The organism is Vibrio sp. Y176 (assembly GCF_033438945.1).
Genome location: NZ_JAWOQS010001005.1, coordinates 1 through 553 on the forward strand (window position 1 = coordinate 1; position 553 = coordinate 553).

The 553-nt window shown below is 41.8% G+C and carries 1 protein-coding gene; it reads left to right on the forward strand.

Annotated features, from left to right (window positions below):
* On the forward strand, positions 1-391 hold a 391-nt coding region (locus R7O13_RS29900; RefSeq protein WP_318305597.1), incomplete at its 5' end, for an NUDIX domain-containing protein.
* Positions 392-553 lie beyond the last annotated feature (162 nt).

The following is a 553-nucleotide window of genomic DNA, read 5'->3' on the forward strand; positions in this document are numbered from 1 at the left end:
TGTCATTTTAAATGAAGACCAAGAGTTACTACTTCAGCAGAAATCAGACAACACATGGAGTCTTCCTGCTGGAATGATTGAACCTCAAGAATCTCCAGTTCAAGCATTGGTTAGGGAAGTTCGTGAGGAAACTGGTTTAGCTGTTAAAGTAGAGCGTCTACTTGGTGTATTTGGCGGTGAGGGTTTTGGATTTACTTATCCAAATGGCGATCAAGTTGAGTACACCGTAATCATGTTTAAATGTGTGGCAGACAGTCAGTTACAAACTGCAACCGACGATGAAACAGTGGCTTTAAAATGGTTTTCAAAGGGTAACTTGCCAAAGCTTGAGCTACCTTACCCGATAGAGTGTTTGTTTGCAGAAAATGATTCAGTGTATTTCGCTGGCTAGAAAGCTAACAAGTTGCTTAAGTGTGATTCAGCACGCGTGGCACTTTTAATATGCGGTAGTTTTCGTGTTGAAGTGCCATGCAGCAGCTTGGTCATTGCGTGCTTCACACCTTAGCAAAGCGTTAAGTGCAATCAACAATAGTGACATCAAAAAGTAGGGAAG